This is a genomic window from Eisenbergiella porci (genome assembly GCF_009696275.1).
In the GTDB taxonomy this organism is placed as follows: domain Bacteria; phylum Bacillota; class Clostridia; order Lachnospirales; family Lachnospiraceae; genus Eisenbergiella; species Eisenbergiella porci.
Window position 1 is genome coordinate 1 of record NZ_VUMI01000053.1, and the last position, 18813, is coordinate 18813.

Annotated in this window: 19 protein-coding genes and 2 pseudogenes; 10 read left to right on the forward strand and 11 right to left on the reverse strand. The window is 49.5% G+C overall.

The window, feature by feature from the left end:
* Positions 1-132 precede the first annotated feature (132 nt).
* The 5 genes from FYJ45_RS22975 to FYJ45_RS22995 all read right to left on the reverse strand — a co-directional run bounded on the left by FYJ45_RS22975 (position 133) and on the right by FYJ45_RS22995 (position 4347).
* Positions 133-1296, reverse strand: coding sequence for a cell wall hydrolase (locus tag FYJ45_RS22975; protein ID WP_154467396.1), 1164 nt, complete (start codon positions 1294-1296; stop codon positions 133-135).
* 173 nt (positions 1297-1469) lie between these two features.
* Positions 1470-2000, reverse strand: a complete 531-nt coding sequence (locus FYJ45_RS22980) for a dCMP deaminase family protein (protein ID WP_035320889.1) — start codon at positions 1998-2000, stop codon at positions 1470-1472.
* A complete protein-coding gene (gene upp / locus FYJ45_RS22985) occupies positions 1969-2598 on the reverse strand; it encodes a uracil phosphoribosyltransferase (RefSeq protein WP_021634368.1) in 630 nt (209 codons plus the stop codon). Before upp ends, FYJ45_RS22980 begins: the two co-directional genes overlap by 32 nt.
* Positions 2599-2708: 110 nt before the next feature.
* A complete protein-coding gene (gene rpiB, locus FYJ45_RS22990; RefSeq protein WP_276892983.1) occupies positions 2709-3134 on the reverse strand; it encodes a ribose 5-phosphate isomerase B in 426 nt (141 codons plus the stop codon).
* Positions 3135-3297: 163 nt separating this feature from the next.
* A complete protein-coding gene (locus FYJ45_RS22995; RefSeq protein WP_154467398.1) occupies positions 3298-4347 on the reverse strand; it encodes an L-threonylcarbamoyladenylate synthase in 1050 nt (349 codons plus the stop codon).
* A 131-nt stretch (positions 4348-4478) separates the two neighbouring features.
* Here FYJ45_RS22995 and FYJ45_RS33295 point away from each other — a divergent pair.
* The 4 genes and pseudogenes from FYJ45_RS33295 to FYJ45_RS23010 all read left to right on the forward strand — a co-directional run.
* Positions 4479-4595 (forward strand): annotated as a pseudogene (locus tag FYJ45_RS33295) (sulfatase-like hydrolase/transferase); the annotation flags it as partial.
* A pseudogene (locus FYJ45_RS32845) lies at positions 4594-4758 on the forward strand (ABC transporter ATP-binding protein); the annotation flags it as partial. The pseudogenes FYJ45_RS33295 and FYJ45_RS32845, both read left to right, overlap by 2 nt.
* A 15-nt stretch (positions 4759-4773) precedes the next feature.
* Positions 4774-5790, forward strand: coding sequence for an FtsX-like permease family protein (locus FYJ45_RS29805; RefSeq protein ID WP_235930975.1), 1017 nt, complete (start codon positions 4774-4776; stop codon positions 5788-5790).
* The gene (locus FYJ45_RS23010; RefSeq protein ID WP_154467399.1) at positions 5738-6400 is read left to right on the forward strand and encodes a hypothetical protein; all 663 of its coding nucleotides are present in this window, start codon (positions 5738-5740) and stop codon (positions 6398-6400) included. Before FYJ45_RS29805 ends, FYJ45_RS23010 begins: the two co-directional genes overlap by 53 nt.
* Before the next feature lie 82 nt (positions 6401-6482).
* Here the strand turns inward: FYJ45_RS23010 and FYJ45_RS23015 are convergent, their stop codons facing one another.
* The 3 genes from FYJ45_RS23015 to FYJ45_RS23025 form a co-directional block, all read right to left on the reverse strand.
* Positions 6483-7178, reverse strand: a complete 696-nt coding sequence (locus tag FYJ45_RS23015) for an N-acetylmuramoyl-L-alanine amidase (RefSeq protein WP_408609536.1) — start codon at positions 7176-7178, stop codon at positions 6483-6485.
* A gap of 196 nt (positions 7179-7374) precedes the next feature.
* The gene (locus FYJ45_RS23020; protein WP_154467401.1) at positions 7375-9045 is read right to left on the reverse strand and encodes a glycosyl hydrolase family 18 protein; all 1671 of its coding nucleotides are present in this window, start codon (positions 9043-9045) and stop codon (positions 7375-7377) included.
* 297 nt (positions 9046-9342) lie between these two features.
* On the reverse strand, positions 9343-9558 hold the full coding sequence (locus FYJ45_RS23025) for a hypothetical protein (RefSeq protein ID WP_154467402.1): 216 nt from the start codon (positions 9556-9558) through the stop codon (positions 9343-9345).
* 666 nt (positions 9559-10224) lie between these two features.
* Here FYJ45_RS23025 and FYJ45_RS23030 point away from each other — a divergent pair.
* The gene (locus tag FYJ45_RS23030; protein WP_154467403.1) at positions 10225-10983 is read left to right on the forward strand and encodes an adaptor protein MecA; all 759 of its coding nucleotides are present in this window, start codon (positions 10225-10227) and stop codon (positions 10981-10983) included.
* Positions 10984-11165: 182 nt separating this feature from the next.
* On the opposite strand, the gene FYJ45_RS23035 is transcribed toward FYJ45_RS23030, so the two are convergent.
* The gene (locus FYJ45_RS23035) at positions 11166-11357 is read right to left on the reverse strand and encodes a DUF1858 domain-containing protein (RefSeq protein ID WP_025487671.1); all 192 of its coding nucleotides are present in this window, start codon (positions 11355-11357) and stop codon (positions 11166-11168) included.
* An 855-nt stretch (positions 11358-12212) separates the two neighbouring features.
* Here FYJ45_RS23035 and pflB point away from each other — a divergent pair.
* From pflB to FYJ45_RS23060, 5 genes are all read left to right on the forward strand, one after another.
* A complete protein-coding gene (gene pflB / locus FYJ45_RS23040; RefSeq protein WP_154467404.1) occupies positions 12213-14264 on the forward strand; it encodes a formate C-acetyltransferase in 2052 nt (683 codons plus the stop codon).
* 14 nt (positions 14265-14278) lie between these two features.
* Positions 14279-14485 carry a hypothetical protein gene (locus FYJ45_RS23045; RefSeq protein ID WP_021634309.1) on the forward strand — a complete coding sequence of 69 codons (207 nt, stop codon included), beginning with the start codon at positions 14279-14281 and terminating at the stop codon, positions 14483-14485.
* A 69-nt stretch (positions 14486-14554) separates the two neighbouring features.
* Positions 14555-14797 carry an autonomous glycyl radical cofactor GrcA3 gene (gene grcA3 / locus FYJ45_RS23050; RefSeq protein WP_025487674.1) on the forward strand — a complete coding sequence of 81 codons (243 nt, stop codon included), beginning with the start codon at positions 14555-14557 and terminating at the stop codon, positions 14795-14797.
* 128 nt (positions 14798-14925) lie between these two features.
* Positions 14926-15717 carry a pyruvate formate-lyase-activating protein gene (gene pflA, locus FYJ45_RS23055; protein WP_154467405.1) on the forward strand — a complete coding sequence of 264 codons (792 nt, stop codon included), beginning with the start codon at positions 14926-14928 and terminating at the stop codon, positions 15715-15717.
* Positions 15718-15987: 270 nt separating this feature from the next.
* The gene (locus tag FYJ45_RS23060; RefSeq protein WP_021634313.1) at positions 15988-16158 is read left to right on the forward strand and encodes a DUF362 domain-containing protein; all 171 of its coding nucleotides are present in this window, start codon (positions 15988-15990) and stop codon (positions 16156-16158) included.
* A gap of 84 nt (positions 16159-16242) precedes the next feature.
* Here FYJ45_RS23060 and FYJ45_RS31080 read toward each other — a convergent pair whose 3' ends face one another.
* Positions 16243-17310: a MerR family transcriptional regulator gene (locus FYJ45_RS31080; RefSeq protein WP_235930973.1), complete on the reverse strand. Its 1068-nt coding sequence runs from the start codon at positions 17308-17310 to the stop codon at positions 16243-16245.
* A 169-nt stretch (positions 17311-17479) separates the two neighbouring features.
* Entirely contained in the window at positions 17480-18811 is a 1332-nt protein-coding gene (gene dnaB, locus FYJ45_RS23070) for a replicative DNA helicase (RefSeq protein WP_025487677.1), read from the reverse strand.
* Between the last annotated feature and the right edge of the window lie 2 nt (positions 18812-18813).

Genomic DNA, 18813 nt, shown 5'->3' on the forward strand with positions numbered 1-18813 from the left:
ATCGGGCGGTTGACGGAAACCGTATTGGCAGTAACCGGCACAAGCTATTACCACAATAATAAGGATATAAGAACGGCTGGGATATTGACTATATAACCTTACCAACACATTTACGGACTAACACCAATGAAATTAATAAAATACGTGTCCGCCGATATTAATTCCCTCCAGGCCCGGTATGGGCGTCCTGAAGTATACACAGTTCCCCACGTTTGTCACGCCGCTCATAGCTTCATCGGCTGCGCGGTAGCAGCTGGCCGTAGCACGGTTCTCCGCCAGCGCCAGTGCAAGACGCCCGGTGGATACCGGTTCAAACTGGCGGTTCTGATATATAACCCCGGAAAGCGTGCTGGGATACACGGAGCTGAGCACACGGTTGATTACCACGGCCCCCACAGCCACCTGTCCGTCATAAGGTTCGCCGCCCGCCTCACAGTAAATCAGGTTGGCAAGCAGATAACGGTCATCCTCCGTAAAGGACACCTCCGAGATATCACGCCAGCTGGAGTTTGCAGCCAGACGGGATTTGGCGATTTCCTCGGCCAGCTGCTTCTGCAATGCCGAAATATTTTTATTCTGCTCCTCTATCTGAGCCTCCAGAGCCTCCACCTCAGCTTCCGCGCTGGCGATCTGACTGGAATAAGCGGATATATTCCCCTGGGTCCTGTTAATCAGGCCCGAGAACTTTTCATGCTCCGCTTCTGCAGAAGCCTTCATTTCATCCAGCTCAGCCTTCTCCGCTTCAAGCTCAGCCTCTTTCTCTTCTATCTGCTTTCTTGTTTCCTTATACTTAGCCAGCATTTTCTGATCATAAGCCGCTATCTGTTCAAAGTATTCCGATTTATTCAGGAACTCCGCAAAGGAGGATGACGTAAACAGCGCTTCCAGATACATCTGGCTGCTCTGCTCATACATAAACTGTATCCTTTTTTTCATACAGGTATACTGCCATGCCTCAGATTCCTTCGCCTTCTCCAGTTCCTCCTGAGTCGCGGCGATTTCATCATTTTTAGCCATAATATTGTTTTCTATGGTTTCCAGGTTGTTGCTCACCTCGGTCAGCTGGGCCGTCAGATTATTCAGCTCACCCTTCAGCCCGGTCTGCACCTCTTCCATATTATCAATATTCGTTTCCGCGGCATTTTTCTGGTTTTCCGTCGCCTGCTTTTCCTGTTTTGCCTTTTCCAGCTTTTCCCTTGTGTCCGAGGTGGCGTTCGCGCCGACGGCGGGAACCGTCAGCATCAGCACTGCTGCCAGAAATCCCGCTGCCAGCCTCCGTCTCCCTGCTGCCTTCATCCAATATCTCCTTTATTCCCATGAACAACGAGCCAAAAGGACACGTCTGCAGAGAACCTCCGGTTCCCCTGTCCATATTGGCGACTGCCGCGAGGGTCAATTCCCCACGGACTTTGGTACGCCGCGCCTGCTGCATTTCATGCTTATCCTTCAGCCTGCGGCGGGGTATCTGCCTATAAATCTATGGTTACACTGCGGCCAGCGGACTCGTATTTCCGATAAGTCACGCCCGCCGCATCCAGCATCCGCTTGGAAGCCCTCACAGCCGGGGTGTCCGCATATTTATCGCATTCGTAAATAATTTCCCGGATACCGCTCTGAATGATTGCCTTGGCACATTCGTTGCATGGAAAAAGAGAAACATAAAGCTTGGCCCCGGCAAGGCTGCCCCCGCGGTAATTGAGTATTGCATTCAATTCACTGTGGGTCACATAAGGGTACTTCGTATCCTCTTCCCCGCCGTTTTTATCCCAGGGGAATTCATCATCGGAACATCCTATCGGAAAGCCGTTATAGCCCATGGACAGGATTTTATTATCCTGGCTCACTATACATGCTCCCACCTGCGTGCTGGGGTCCTTTGACCGCATGCCCGAGAGCTTGGCCACCCCCATAAAATATTCATCCCAGGTAATATAGTCCGTTCTTTTCATGTAACTCCCTCTTTTTCTCTTATTTTGTTCCGAAAATCCTGTCTCCCGCATCGCCCAGCCCGGGGACAATGTAACCGTGATCATTAAGCTTCTCATCCAGCGCACCCACATACAAATCCACATCCGGATGCTCCGCCTGCATCTTCGCAATTCCTTCCGGAGCGGCGATGATGCACATGAAATGGATTTTTTTACAGCCCTTATCCTTCAGCATCTGGATAGCCGCCACAGAGGAACCTCCTGTAGCCAGCATGGGATCCACTACAAAGACCTCTCTCTCCGCGCAGTCCGCAGGCAGCTTGCAGTAATACTCCACCGGCTGCAGGGTTTCCGGATCGCGATACAGGCCGATGTGCCCGATTTTGGCCGCCGGAATCAGGTTCAGGACACCGTCCACCATTCCCAGCCCCGCACGCAGAATAGGCACGATTGCCATCTTCTTACCCTTCAGCTCCTTCACTGTGGTATCGCAGATAGGCGTCGTAATTTCCACATCGGCAAGAGGCAGGCTTCTTGTGGCTTCATAACAGATGAGCATGGCAATCTCACTGATAGTCTGCCTGAAATCCTTGGTGCCTGTCTCAACTCTTCTGATGTATCCGATCTTGTGCTGAATCAGCGGGTGGTCCATAATCACTACTTTTGACATAATATTTGTCCTCCTGTGTATTTTTATGCAAAATATAACTTCTCAGTATCTGCACAGACGCGGCTGTTACATATTATCTCATTTACAGCGCCTGTCATACGGCCCGGCCGTCACTCTATTGCCTTTACCCTGCGTACATGCTTCTGTTCACCGGAAAAAGGCGTATTAAGAAATGTATCCACGATTCCCAGCGCCAGATTAGCGCCCACAATGCCTGCCCCCATTGCCAGCATGTTCGCATCGTTATGTTCCCTGGTCAGTCTTGCGGAAACCGTATCCGAACAGAGCGCGCACCGGATTCCCTTTACCTTGTTCGCAACGATGGAAATGCCGATCCCTGTGGTACAGATCACAATTCCAAAATCACATTCTCCCTTCGCCACAGCCTCAGCCGCCGCTCTTCCGTACTCAGGATAATCGCAGGATTCCCTGCTTTCACAGCCAAAATCCCTGTATTCGATTTCCTTTTCCTTCAGATAGCCGATAACCTCCTGTTTCAAATCATATCCGCCGTGGTCACTGCCTAATGCTACTATCATATGTCCTTGCACACCTTTCCGCCTCTCTGGCTTTTATTCCCGCGAGCAACGAGCCAAGTATCCATGCTTGCATGGATATTTGGCGACTGCCGCGAGGGTCAAAGACCCCATTGCTTGCAGCGGGGTCTTTGATTTCATCTGCGCGTTGCATTCCGCGCGCTTATACCGTAATAACCCTGTGCCCCGCCGCCTTCAGCAGGCGGTTCATAATTGCCTGTCCCATCCCATAAGTGGAAAAGGATTCGGAATACATTACCTCTACCTCTTCATCATCAAACTCTCTCAGAATCCGGTACAGACTGCGGGCAATCGCCTCTTCGTCCCCGCGGCTTCCCACCGTCTTCACACTGTCGGCCGCATAGGAAGAAAAGGTCTCATCGGTACCGATAACTCCTGTCTTCTTCCCTGCTGCCGCCGCCTCGGCGCACAGCCTGTTGATATATTCCGTCACAGCCTCCGGTTCTCCCTCCACAATGGCGAGATCTCCCTTCGGCGCATAATGCCTGTATTTCATTCCGGGCGCCTTCGGCCGTTCCGCCGTTGTCCCGTCCAGAATGGTACGATCCACAGCCACATCTCCCAGCACTTTTTCCAGCATTTCCTGCGTCACATAACCCGGCCGCAAAACCGTAGGCTCTCCGCCGGTGAGATCCACGATCGTAGATTCCAGTCCGATCCCCACGGCACCACCGTCCAGAATCATCTCTATTCTGCCGTTCATGTCCTCCGCCACATATTCCGCCATCGTAGGACTGGGTTTCCCTGACGCATTGGCGCTGGGTGCCGCCACGAAACCGCCGGCGGCATCGATCAGCCGCTGCGCCACCGGATGTGACGGGAACCTCACCGCCACCGTATCCAGCCCGCCCGTCGTCTCATCCGGCACCGTATCCTTTTTGGGAAGAATCATGGTAAGCGGCCCCGGCCAAAATGCCTCGCACAGCCGCTGCGTCGCCTCAGGCACAGGGTCCGCAATCCGGTAAATATCCTCCCATCTGCAGATATGCACAATAAGAGGATTATCCGAAGGCCGTCCTTTGGCCGCATATATTTTTCTTGAGGAATCCGGATTGAGGGCGTCACCGCCAAGCCCGTAAACCGTTTCGGTAGGGAACGCCACCAGCCCGCCTGCCTTCAGGATTTCTCCCGCCTGCCGTATTTTCTCCCCATCCGTATCATCCCCATTGATTACCGCATAAATTGTTTCCATAATAACTGCTCTTTCTGCCCTTCCTTCCACGGTCCGGCCCGCTTCATCCTGTGTCCGCCCGCACTCCGCAGGCCCGCTCTTTGCACATTATATCACATTCATTACTGATGTAAAAGTCCAAAAGCCCTGTCCCGGATATGAAAACGCCGTCTCTGGACAGACTGGCGCAGGAGGGCATCCGTTTTGAAAAGGCGTACACCACCCAGCCCGTCTGTCAGCCTGCCCGCTCCGCCATATTCACAGGAAGCGCTGGATTCCAAATCCTCACTGATGCTTATGGAAACCTTCCACAAGCTGAATACGGAAATGGATTCCACCATCCTGATGGTCACGCATGACGCCTTTTCCGCCAGCTGGTGCAAAAGGATCCTCTTTTTAAAGGACGGGCATATATTTCACGAGCTGGTACGCGCCGGGCTCCTGGGCATGAAACGCAGACAGATTACCCATATCTTCTGGGGAGAAAGCCTGACCCTTGGGGCAATGGCTTTTCTGCTTGGTACGATCATCGGACTCTTTCTGCGCCAGTTCCTCTTTGCCTGTTTTTATACCCTTATCGGGAAAAGCTACCGTCTGGATTTTTCCTGGAACACCCCTTCTTTTCTGATGACTCTGCTCTGCTTTTTCTCCTGCTACCTTCTGGCCCTCCTTTTTCACCAGAAGAAATTCCGGAGGATGAACATTGCCGGGCTCATCCGGGCAGGCAGGGAAAATGAATGCATCCGGGAAGGGAACCTGATAACGGGCGCCGCGGCAAGCCTGGCCGGAATCGCTTACTTCGTGATTTTCGGAACGGTTCTTTATTTCAAAGGCGGAAGTCTGGATAATGATGATATCATACGCATGATAGTACTTCTGATTCTCTCCATTTATCTTCTCTACTGGGGGCTCGCCTCCCTTTTCAGGCTCTATCTGAAAAAAAGAGGAAAACGGATCTATCATGGGACGAATCTGTTCCTCATCCGGCAGCTGTCCTCCAAAATACGGACCATGCGCTTTACCTTCGGCACGCTCACAGTGCTGTTCACCCTATCCCTGCTTGGCTGCAGCCTTGCATTAATGCTGAACCAGTACCAGAATACACAGCTTATTTACAAATATCCTTTTTCCGTCAGCATTCTGGGAAACGCGTCATGTACGATGGAATCGGAACAGGCGGCAATAAACGGGCTTTCTCCTGACGCAGTCACTCATGTTTACAAAGTATATCACAATGGTGGGGAACAGATGCGCACATATTATCTTACCCACCTGCGCGCCTTTGCCAAATATGGAGGAAATCCGGTCAACGGGCCGGGCGGCGGGGCTTCTGCCAGCGTAGACAGCCTTATTTCCATGCCGGACGGTATTTGGGCGCAGTATTACAACCACGATCCTTTCATGCGGCTGAGTGATTACAATGCGCTGCGACGCATGCTGGGCAGACGGACACAATGTCTCTGACTACATTCTGGTGGCGGCCGATGATGTGGTGGAACAGATGGAAGTCTATTATACCGAACTGGCCTCCATGATTCCGGGCACGCTGAGCGATGAACAGATCGGTGCGATTTACACCTCACACAAGGATTACAGCGATATCATCGCCAGCGGCACGGACACCATGACACTTACAATTACCGATACACTCATCTCCCAGGAGCTGCTGGCGGAAGGGAAATGGGGCTATACCTCCATCTCACTTCCCATGGTTTACATCGGCCTTGTTTACCTGTGCGTGGCTCTCACCATTCTGTCCGTACAGCAGCTGAGCGATTCCGGCAAGTACCGCTATCACTGCCAGCTTCTCTCCTCCCTGGGACTGCGGAGAAAACAGATAAACCGCACGCTCCTCAAACAGATGTCCTGGTTTTATCTGTGCCCGATCCTCCCTGCGGTACTTATAAGCGGCATGGCCGTTATCATCATAAGCGGGAAATTCGTGAATGCCACAGGTGTGAGCGGCTCGGCGTTCACTTACTTCGGCACCTCCTTCCTTATCTTTGTGGGGATATATCTGCTTTATTTTATTGCGGCTTATGTGGGGTTTGTGAGGGATGTATGGAAGGAGTAAGACTATATAATACACGGCGGGAAAGCAAATCTGACTTTCCCGCCGTGTATTATATATACGTCTCTTCCGCTGATACTCCTGCTCAATAATGCTTATTCAAATACTGCATAATCGCCATATGTATATTCCACGCCACCTTCTCCTGGTAATAATCATCGCACAGCTTCTCCGCCTCGGCGCCATTAGATAGGAAGCCGCATTCCACGATTACAATCGGTTTTCCCGTCTTTTTCAGAAGATAATAGCTGTCGTTGGCCTTCGCCACCCGGTGGTTTTCCGGATCCAGATATTGTACCATCCGGTTCTGTATCGTTTCCGCCAGTTCCTTTCCCTGAACGCTGCTGTTATAGTAAAAAACCTGCGCCCCGTCCACATACTCTTCCTCATAGCTGTTCTGATGAATGCTTACCGCGAGCTGCGGCTGGGCTTCCTCAATAATCTGGATACGCTGCTTCATATCCTGCACTTTTTTATTGGAAGCGTTTTCGTCGTATAACCCGCCGTCGGTCGTCCGGGTCATGACTACCTTTACATCCGACGCTTCAAGAAATGCCTTCAGCTTCTCAGCAACCTGAAGATTAATTTCTTTTTCCAGTGCGCCGTTGATTCCGATTTTTCCCGGATCGTCTCCCCCGTGTCCCGCATCTATAACCACGCAGAACCGTTCCTCCGTCTCTGCCTCACCTTCATTTACCAGAACCGCCGCCTGCCTTGCAGCAAAAAAAACGGACGTGAAAAGAAGAATCGTAACTACGCCCTTTAGAATCTGTTCCTTCAGTTCCTGACTCATTGGAACCTCCCGCCCTTCGCTTATTCCATTTTATGTGCTGTCCTACAAAATAGAACCGGCGGACGCAACTTCCTCCTTACCTTCTGTCCTGCGAATTAAAAACTGCCTGATCTGTGAACGAAAAAGGGAACCTCCTGCTGACGGTTCCCCCATTGAAAGCGATATAACTATCATCACCCATCTATCATCCATTCACAAATGAAGTCAGCACATCCCACACTTCAGGGTGCCCCTTTTCATAACCCAGCTTCCATGCCGCAACACCGCCCAGGTTATAATTCTTCATAATATTTATCTTAACCTCCAGAGACTGTGCATCCTCCATCCATACCTGATAGAAGGAATCACCGTCCTGCACCTCCGCATAATTCTGGCAGGCCTCCTCGTCCCAGATGGTTTCCGCGCCTTTATCGGAAACAAACTTCTGTACCGCAGATATTCCCACAGCCTGGCTCTGTACCTGGCCGCCCTTTGTTTCCCAGATCCGTGTGTAAAAGGGAACCGCATTAATCACCTTCTCCGCCGGTACTGACTGCACCATAGTGCTTATGCCTTCCTCCACAAATCCGATAGAGGCTACGCTGCCGGGCTCCTGGGAGCCGCCGTAATGCTCGTCATATCCCATAATTATGACATAATCGGCCACAATCCCCTGTTCCTTCCAATTATAATGGGCATTATAATTCTTCGGCACATAATTATCCACGGAAAGCACCAGGTTGTTGGCGCGGCAGGAAATAGAAAGCTCACGCAGGAATTCCACATAATCCTCACCGGCCTCCGTACTCACCTGCTCCAGATCCACATTAATGCCATCCACGCCAAGCGCCAGGGCCTCGTTCACCAACCCGGAAATCAGCTTGGCCCGCTTGCTCGTATAGGAAAGGATTTCCTTCGTATTCACGTCATAAGTAAAATTATCTAACAGCGCCCATACCTCAAGCCCCCTGCTGTGCGCCTGCTCCACATAGTCTTTGCTGCCTATGCTGACAAAATTCCCCTCATTATCGCTGAGGAAAAACCAGGTGGGAGAAATAACATTCATGCCGCTCACGCCGTCCAATACCGTTGACAGCGTGGAATTAGCAGCTTCGCTTGTAACCTGGTGCCATCCCAGGCAGATCTTATGATCCCTACGGATGCTGGTATATTCAGGCTCCTGATAATCAGTCACCGGAATCAGCGTTTCGCTTCGGAGATTCTCAAGCCTTTTATTTTCCACATAGCCAAGGAAGCCGTCCGATGTGGCAACCTTGCTCCAGTTTTCCATTTCCTCCAGGATGACCACCTTGTCCCCTGCCTTCACATCGGTTAAAATATCACTTTTCACGCCGCCCTGGTATCGCACGGCCGTATCCTTTTTAATATCGGCAGCCTGATGCTCGCCCCAGCTGGTAGTCAGCACCGCCCTGTTAGGATCCTGAAACAGTTCAAAGGAAAAATTAGTATATTTTTTCACATAGTCCAGCGCAACGTACATTACGCCGTTATCCATAAACGCAGGAACATAGCCTTCCTCACCTGCACTGCCGCCCTCCGCCCGGATTATTTCATCCGGCGTCGTATAAAGGAGCAGATTCTCATTATAGTCTGCATAGAATCTGTCATTCAGATAGGCATGCACCGTATCCAGGGGCAGATAGCATCTTCCTTCAGACAGCCTGCCTTTTTCTTCTTTTATTTCATTATTTAAAACGAGGGCCACATCCTCCCCCGATTCTATTCCATAATAAGATCCAAGATCCATCCTTTCCTTTGAATAGGAGAATCTTTCAAGGACTTTAACACCCATTGTAATGGCAATAATCACAATAATAAGGACGACAGCGATTATTACCGGAAGCTTTTTTTTCATTTTCCGTATTCCTCCTGACCGTCCTTATTATATCAGACTATTTAAACATCGTCATTACCTATTTTTACATAAATCGTCAGAATCTGACTAATTGCCGCCGCGCGCGGCTGTCTCAGGCGCGCACGGCAGCTGTCTTTTTCTTCCATCCGCAGCGTCGGTACGGGGGACCGTTTATACGGATGTCAGAACCGGATACTTCCTGTAGCTGTTACGAAGCCGCCCCGCAGCTTCACAGCTGTTTTCATTTTACAATTATTTTCAGATAGGAAACTTAATAATATATGGCCGCAGCGGACATCAGCGGTATTCAACCCTGTCATACCTTACTTCCCGCAGCGTGCCGTCTTCGTCGGTCACGAAGTCCGGCATATAAACAGTATCTTCATTGACGAAAAATTTTCTGGCGATTTCTTCCGGGGAAGCGGGTTCTCCTTCCAGATACAAATCAACCCCCTTGCTGTAAATCTCCCTCAGATGCCTTTCCATCTTTTTCTCGTCCTTCTCTAAATGCATGGTACACACCCCTCCGTATTTTCTATACGGAAAAAGCACCCGGACAGACGGCGCGGAAAAATCGCCCCAGTCCTTCCCCAAAAGGATCGTGATATATAAATGTGCCCTTCCGTATGACTTTACGGCAGCGACGATATTTAAACAGAAAAAAACAAGATGCTCCAGGACATGTATCGCGGAATAAGATAAAAAAACCAATTACAACATGAATTTTGCGAATTAAACGAAACTTAGTGGTAATTTTGGAAATGATTTTTGTTCCGACAAGCACATAAGCCTGTAAGACATCCTCATACTATTAGATGAGGAGAAGATATAGAGCACACAGGAAAGATCTGGTGTGTCTATAATATTTGCTTAAAATATGATATAATAGAATCATAAATAAATGAGTGATACAAACTCATTCCGGCTGAGAAACCGCCCTCCTTCTGACACTGATTGTCCAGAAGCATCTCTAAAACGAATTATATCCGATAAATGGAAAAATAGCAAGACTAAAATCTTAAAAAAGTTTAAACAGTTTCAAAGGATGCTTGACTTATTTCTTCCTTAAGTATAATATATTTGATAATCACAGATACTACACAGATATGTTCATTTTACAGGTATTTTCAGTCACACAAGACAACAATTTCAATATCTTTATATTAAGGATGTGAGAACATGAAAATTGAAAAAGTAAATGATCATCAGATTCGTTGTACCCTGACAAAAGCCGACCTGGCAGATCGTGAATTGAAAATCAGCGAGCTTGCCTATGGCACCGAAAAGGCCAAAAGCCTCTTCCGGGATATGATGCAGCAGGCTTCCCTGAAATTCGGTTTTGAAGCAGAAGACATTCCGCTTATGATAGAAGCAATTCCCCTGAACTCCGATTGTATTGTTTTAATCATTACCAAAGTGGAGGATCCGGAGGAACTGGACACACGTTTTTCCAAATTTGCCCCCAGTGTTCATGACGACGACAGCCTGGATGATATGATTCAGGATCTGAATGAAGGCGCAGACGATGTTCTCGATTTATTCAAGCGCATTCATGAAGGCCGCGTGAACGGCGGACAGAACGGACAGAAAACGCTCCGCCAGGAGGAAAAAACTGAAGAAGCCGGAACAGCGGAAGGTTCTGTCAGCCTGACAAGGATATATTCCTTTGATTCCCTGAATCATCTGACCAGGCTGGCCCACGTACTGAAGGGTTTTTATCACGGCTCCAACTCACTGTATAAGGACAGCAGCACAGGACGCTATTTCCTGATTGTTACAAGTTCTTCCCATACACCGGAGGAATTCAACAAGCTTTGCAACTGTCTGTCAGAATACGGACGGCAGGAAAAGTCAGTTCCTGCAGGAGAAGCCTATTTTGAGGAACATCACGAACTGATAATCAGCGAAAACGCTTTACAGAACTTAAGCAAAATCTAAGAAACAGACGGGCACGCGCCTTATTGGCAGCGTGCCCGTCTGTTTCTTCCCGTATTCAAAGGCTCCATCCCCGCTAACAGCCCTTATATGCCGCACGCACATGCCAGGCCAAAGCAGCCTGCCATCCCGTCACCCGCGCCGCATAAATGTCGGTACACAGCATGTCCGCCCCTGAAAATTGATTATAATGCAGCAATCTTGCTCATTAAATCTTCAATATCCATTCCATGAACCATAGCCGCTTCTTCCAGGCTTTCACCCTGAGCAGAAGGACATCCCAGGCAATGCATGCCTGCTTCCATAAGAATGGGAGCAACCTCGGGATTGGCTCTTAAGATTTCACCAATTGTCATTTCCTTAGTAATCTGCGCCATTTCGCTTACCTCCTTTTCCTTAGAAACTATCAGCAGGCCCCTGCCGGCTGATTTTCTTAGTATAATACTTTTCCCCAAATTACGCAAGATATGCGAGTGTATAAGGAAAAAGGAAAAAGCCAGACAACATAATCCAAATAGAAATCAATAATATATGAAATACTAAATCAAATATACTTTTTCATCATACAAAATATGGCAGAACAACAACAACAACATTCCTCACACAAAACCTACCGCTGCCACCAGGGGCAAAACGCATCCGCCCCAGTTCCTTCCGTCTTTTACGGGGGCGCCGGAGCCGGGCTTCTCCTTCTTCAGGGGGGCTGCGGTGGGGGTGTTTTCCGTGCCATATGAAAAAACGACGCTGTTTCTTACTGCTTCGGATGGCCAGGATCCGGCCGCCCCTAGCGGCCTGTCTGACGAACGCAGCCGACGCCAGTCGCTGCGTGAGGAGTTTTGGCCGCGTTGGCCGAATCCTGGCCAACCGAAACAGTTAGAAACAGCCCGTTTTTGAAACTGGCACAGAAAATACCCCCACCGCAGCCCCCCCTGAAGAAGGAGAAGCCCGGCTCCGGCGCCCCCCGTAAAAAGCGGAAGGAACTGGGGCGGATGCGTTTTGCCCCGTTCCCCCGCTTATTGATAAATTTTATTAAAAAAGTATAAAACCGGGGTTTGTTTACAAAAAAGAACAGTCCGCGCCTTGACGCGGCTTTCCGGGAAACATATAATACAGGTGCGGGTGAGACCTGATGGTGTTCTATCCGCAGTTTTTTACGGTTCGCATTTGGGGACCGTCTGCCCGTTTAACATCTACATTTGATACTGCCCCGGCAGTAGAAGAGGAGGAAAATCTTGAGAACAGAATGGAATGGTTTTATAGGCGGTGACTGGGAGCACGAAATCAATGTGCGCGATTTTATCCAGAAGAATTACCACCCTTATGACGGAGATGAAGCTTTTCTTGCCGGACCTACACAGAATACCCTGGAGCTTTGGGATGAGGTTCTGGATCTGAGCCGTAAGGAAAGAGAAGCCGGCGGTGTCCTGGATATGGATACCAAAGTCATTTCCACCATTACGTCCCATGGTCCCGGATATCTTGATAAATCCAAAGAAACTATTGTAGGCCTTCAGACCGATGCCCCTTTTAAGCGTTCCCTGCAGCCCTACGGCGGCATCCGTATGGCACAGAAGGCATGTGCTGACAACGGCTATACTTTGGATGCGGATGTGGAGGAATTCTTCTCCACCCACAGAAAGACTCATAATGCAGGCGTTTTTGATGCCTATACCCCTGAGATGCGCGCATGCCGCAGCGCCCACATCATTACCGGCCTTCCGGATGCCTACGGCCGCGGAAGAATTATCGGAGACTACAGAAGAATCGCCCTTTACGGCATCGACCGTCTGATCGAGGACAAGCTGGCACAGAAGGAATCCACCGGAAGCACGATGACCGATGATGTAATCCGCCTTCGTGAAGAAATTTCCGAGCAGATCGTTGCCCTGAAAATGATGAAGCAGATGGCGGCATCCTATGGCTGTGACATTTCAAAACCGGCTGCCAATGTTCAGGAAGCCATTCAGGCAACCTACTTCGGTTATCTTTCCGCAGTAAAGGAACAGAACGGAGCCGCCATGTCCCTGGGCCGCACCTCCACCTTCCTTGATATTTATTCAGAACGAGATCTTGCCCTGGGAACCTTTACGGAAGAGCAGATTCAGGAATTTATTGATCACTTCATCATGAAGCTGAGAATCATCAAATTTGCACGTACACCGGAATATAACGAGCTGTTCTCCGGCGACCCCGTATGGATTACGGAATCCCTGGCAGGCGTAGGCGTTGACGGACGCCACATGGCAACAAAGATGTCCTTCCGTTACCTGAATACACTGACCAACCTGGGACCTTCCCCGGAACCCAACCTGACCGTACTCTGGTCAACCAGGCTGCCTGTTAACTTCAAACGTTACTGCGCGAAGATGTCCATCCAGACTTCTTCCATCCAGTATGAAAATGATGATTTAATGCGCGTTATCCACGGCGATGACTACGGCATTGCCTGCTGTGTATCCTCCATGAGAATCGGTAAGGAAATGCAGTTCTTCGGCGCCCGTGCCAATCTGGCAAAATGTCTGCTTTACGCTCTCAACGGCGGTATCGACGAGAAGACAAGAAAGCAGGTAGGTCCCAAATACCGTAAGTATGAAGGAGATGTACTGGAATACGATAAGGTAATGGATGCATTCCATGACATGATGGAATGGCTTGCCGGCGTTTATGTTAACACCCTGAACGTTATCCATTATATGCATGACAAATACTGCTATGAAAGAGCGCAGATGGCTCTTCACGACAGAGACGTACGCCGTTATTTTGCAACCGGCATCGCCGGGCTTTCCGTTGTGGCGGATTCCCTTTCCGCGATTAAATATGCAAAGGTTGAGCCCATCCGCGACGAGGACGGCATTATTGTAGATTTCAAAACCACCGGTGACTTCCCGAAATACGGAAATGATGATGACCGTGTGGATACCATTGCCAGGGAGCTGGTGTCCAGCTTCATGACCATGGTAAGGAGACATCACACCTACAGGGACGGCTTCCCCACCACCTCCGTACTGACCATTACCTCCAACGTGGTTTACGGAAAGGCAACCGGGGCCACACCTGACGGCCGTAAGGCCGGAGAGCCTTTTGCTCCCGGCGCCAACCCGATGCATGGACGCGACACCCATGGCGCGGTAGCTTCCATGTCCTCCGTATCCAAGCTGCCTTTTAAGGATGCACAGGATGGTATTTCCAATACCTTTACCATCATCCCCGGCGCACTTGGGAAAGAGGATGAGATATTTGCAGGAGACATTGAAATCGACCTTGATACACTGCCTCAGGAGTAAAAGGAGCTGATTTTATGGATCAACAGGCTATGATAGACGATCTGGTCAGGATGCTGGATGCCGGTGCGCAGGAAGGCGTGGGCCATATTAACGTGGCTATTGACGCTTCCCGCCCCGGCGGCAGGAAGGTACAGACCGGATGCCCGGAATGCTCGGCCGCACCGCTGGCCTGCAGCGTTCCCACCCTCCACGAGGGTCTTGACAGAACTGAAAACGAATGATTTATGCTGCTGTTCCTGCAGGAACGGCTGCTGATTCTTCTCTCCCGAGAAAAGAAAGGAAGGCAAACTATGGAAGCTAACAACGCACAGATTGACAATCTTGTTTCTTTACTGGACGGCTATGCTGAAAAAGGCGGCCATCATCTCAACGTCAACGTACTGAACCGTGAAACTCTTCTGGATGCCCAGAAGCACCCGGAAAAATATCCTCAGCTGACGATCCGTGTATCAGGCTATGCCGTAAACTTCATTAAGCTTACACCGGAACAGCAGGCAGATGTTATTTCCCGTACGTTCCATGAAGCGCTGTAATTATAATTGTAAGTAAAACGGACAGGCCCTGCACGGAAAACCCGCCAAACCACCGGTTTCCCGCAGGGCCTGTCGTGCTATAATAGGATTAGGAGCAAATGACAGCTTTGATAAGCAGGAGGATAATTATGCCAACATCTACGCAGGAAAGCACACCTTCACCGGGAAGAATACATTCCATAGAAAGCTTCGGTACAGTAGACGGTCCGGGCGTCAGATTTGTCGTATTTTTGCAGGGATGCCCCATGCGCTGCGCCTACTGCCACAATCCTGATACCTGGGAAATAAATGCGGGGTCTTACATTTCTGCAGAACAGATTATGGAAAGCTATGAGCGTAACAAAAGCTTCTACAAGGACGGCGGCATCACGGTAACCGGCGGAGAGCCTCTGCTCCAGCTGGATTTTCTGACAGAATTATTCACGCTGGCCAAAAAGGATAATATCCACACCTGTATCGACACCTCCGGAATTCCATTCGCACCTTCCAACAGGGAATGGATGAAAAAGCTGGATATTCTTCTGGGAATGACCGATTTGGTCATGCTGGACATTAAACATATTGATCCCAAATGCCATAAGGATCTGACCGGCTGCCCGAATGACAACATCCTCCGTTTTGCCTGGTATCTGGATAAGAAAAAAGTACCCGTATGGATCCGCCATGTGGTGGTTCCCACCTTAACCGATGATGAAAGCTTCCTGTACAGACTGGGATGGTTTATAGGAGGGTTGGGTAACCTCAAAGCCCTGGACGTCCTGCCTTACCATACAATGGGAAAAGCAAAGTATGAAAAGCTGGGAATTCCCTACCGGCTGAAGGGCATCCCCCCCATGGACAGACCCACTCTTTTGCTCAAAAAGCAGTCGATTCTTAAGGGTATCAAGGACCGGAGGAATCAGAAGCCGGCTTCATCATAAGCTGTAACGGACTTTCGGATTAATCTGATTTTATTTTTATTAAAATATGTAAAATACGGCATATTTTCGCACGGAACCCATATATTGTATATATTGCAATAATATTGTTTCTGTGGAATCAAAACAGTTACTGCATCTGTATATTTGTTCCTCAAAAAGTACAAAAAATCGCCGATAATTCACAAAAAATAGCTTGTATTAAATGATTTTCTATATTAGAATAAGTAATGATAATCAACAAAGTCTATAAGAATAAAGGAGGATATCATTATGGCATATGTAATTAGTGACGCTTGTGTAAGCTGCGGAACATGTGAAGGACAGTGTCCTGTTGGCGCTATCTCTGCAGGAGATGGACAGTATGTAATCGACGCCAATACCTGTATCGAATGTGGTTCCTGTGCAGGAGCTTGCCCTACAGGCGCTATTTCCCAGGAATAAGTAATAATATTCAGGTATCTGCGCTTTTTGCGCTGATAACGCATTCCTGCGTGAAACAACATAAGGACTTCAGGAAGGAAGCATTCAAAATAATGAATGCTTCTTTCTTTTTTCTTCACTTTTCTGAGCCTTGCGTTCCTTCACAGCCTGTCTTTTCCTCTCCCTGCGTTCTTTTCCGGTCAGGCCTCTGCCGCTGTACTGCTTTATCAGCTCGTCCAGCTTTTTATAATGCTCCTCTTCCCTTTCCGTTCTCTGCCTGTCTCTTTTTTCGCTTTCCTCCTCCTGGATACGGAACTGATAATCCATCTCCTTCATGATCGTCTCTTTGATCTCCCGCGTAAGATCCTGGTTGTTTTCCCTGACAGCCTGCGCCACCAGATTATGTAAAAGAAGCTGCAAACGGGCGCTCTTATCCTGAAGCTGCCTGTCATCCCGTTCGTTAAGCTCTGCCTGTGTGCTGCGCACCGGCTGTATGTGTTCCCTGATGGGCACCATGACCTGAAGTGTGCTGTCTGTGAGCACCGTACGGATTGCCTTCAGCTGCAAACCCTGTTGCTTCAGCTTCTTAATTTCCCTGAACTGTTCCACATCCTCTCTTGTATAGTATCTGTGCCCCAGCTCATTCCTCCTGATAGGGAGCTTCAGTTCTTCCTCCCAGTATCTGAGCACATGGCTCTCCACTCCTACCAGTTTTGCCGTTTCCGAAATGAGATACATGTCCTTTTCCAAATCGGGCTGCTCCTGCCCTGCTGTCTCCGGCTGTCCCGCTGCCCCTAACTGTCCTGTTGCCCCTGTTTGTCCTGTTGTCCCTGACTCTCCCGCCATCCCTGGCTGACCCGCTGTCCCTGACTGTCTCGCTGTCCCGGCAAGACCCGACGGCTGAATTTGTCCGGCTGCACCTGTCAGGTCTGCTGCCTGTACTTGTCCTGCCGCACCTCCCTGTTCTGCCGGATTTGTTTGCCCCGCCTTTTCTTTTCTCCCCGGCTGCTCTCTCTGTTTCTTCTCTGTGTTCTTAGCCTTCTGTGTTTTCTGCGCCTGCCTGTTTTGTGTTTGTTCCACATACTTCGTATTCATTTCCTCACCCTCTCTTTCCACCGGTTTTTCATCTCTTTCAATCACTGCCGCCCTGCTGGCTGATTTTTTACTGCTCATTTTTCCTCCTGTCTGCCGCCGACTGCGGCATATCTGTTTTATTTTTATAAAAAAAGAGAACGCCAGCCTCAGGTTGGGTTCTCTTTTGTATTGTATTCTTTATTCTGTTTTTATAGCTGCCGCTTCTCCGTCCGGTTATCAGATTCCCGAAATCCGCCGCTAAAAATAACTATTTCTGAAGATTGGCAAACTTTGTAAATTCCGGCAGCCATACCAAATCAATGGTGCCGATAGGGCCGTTTCTCTGCTTCGCTATGTTAATTTCCGCAATCCCCTTCTTCTCCGTATCCGGATTGTAGTAGTCGTCACGGTAAATAAACATAACAACGTCGGCATCCTGCTCAATAGCTCCTGATTCACGCAGATCCGAAAGCATGGGCCTGTGGTCCGGCCGCTGCTCCACGGCACGGCTCAGCTGGGAAAGCGCCAGCACCGGCACGCTCAGTTCTCTTGCCAGAGCCTTCAGGGAACGGGATATATCTGAAATCTCCTGTTGCCTGGAATCCGTGCCTCTGCCGCTTCCCGACATTAGCTGGAGGTAATCGATGATTATCATCTTCAAATCCATTTCCAGCTTGAATTTACGGCATTTGGAACGCATTTCCGCGATGCTGATACCCGGCGTGTCATCTATGATCAGCTTGGACTGTCCAATCATACCCGCGCTTTCTATCAGCTTCTCCCATTCCAGATCGGAAAGGTTCCCGGTACGCAGATGCTGGGAATCCACCTTGGACTCCATGGCGAAGAGACGGTTAACAAGCTGTTCCTTACTCATTTCCAGACTGAATATAGCCACGCAGTCCCCGGAATGGAACGCCACATACTGGGCAATATTCAGGACAAAAGCAGTCTTTCCCATGGAAGGCCTGGCGGCAATCAGCACCAAATCAGAGGGCTGCATGCCTGCGGTCCGATAATCCAGATCAATGAATCCGGTGGCAATTCCGGTTACGCCTCCGCTGTTATGGGACGACTTTTCTATTTTATCCATGGCGTTCATGACAACCTCACGGATCGGAACGAAATCTCCGGTATTCCGGCGCTGGACCAAATCAAATACCTTTTTCTCCGTTTCCTCCATGATAACTTCCACGCTGTCTTTTCCGGCATAGCAGTTATTGGCTATCTCTTCCATAAGCCGGATCAATCTGCGCAGCACTGACTTTTCCGCCACGATATTGGCATAATACTTGATATTGGCCGAGGTGGGAACCGCCGTAATCAGATCCCTGATGAATTCCAGGCTGCTGATTTCCGGCGGCACATCCTTTTCCTTCAGCCGGTTCTGAAGGGTAACCAGATCCACCGGCTGCCCCTGATCATTGAGTTCCACCATGGAATCGAACAATACACCATAGGACTTGTTGTAAAAATCCTCCCCGCATATCATTTCGGATGCGACCACAATCGCTTCTCTGTCCATAATCATGGAACCGATTACGGATTGCTCTGCTTCCATGCTGTGGGGCAATACCCGTTTTAATATAGCCTCATCCATCG